Consider the following 260-nt stretch of genomic DNA (forward strand, 5'->3'; position numbering starts at 1 on the left):
TGCCCAGCGCGTCGGCAGGTTGCGCACCGAGAAGGAGCGGACATCGAAGACGTCCGGGTAGATTTCGCCGATCTCGGGCGCATCGTCGATGACCTTGCCGGTCGGACGGAAGCGCTCGGTGCGCAGCAGCAGCCGGTCGGGCTCGATCCGGACCTCGAGGTCGTGACGCACCGCCTGGTCCGCGATGGGATCGAACGGATTGTAGCTGATCGCGTCCGACCCCGGCGCGGTGGTCGGCGAGGTGATATCGTCGATCCAGG

The 260-nt window shown here is 67.3% G+C and carries 1 protein-coding gene; it reads right to left on the reverse strand.

The window, feature by feature from the left end; all coding sequences use genetic code 11:
* A partial coding sequence (locus CVH10_RS21915; protein WP_146143267.1) for a TraC family protein occupies positions 1 to 260 on the reverse strand: 260 nt, incomplete at both ends.

This window comes from Halomonas sp. ND22Bw, assembly GCF_003011945.1.
In the GTDB taxonomy this organism is placed as follows: Bacteria; Pseudomonadota; Gammaproteobacteria; order Pseudomonadales; family Halomonadaceae; genus Halomonas; species Halomonas halophila.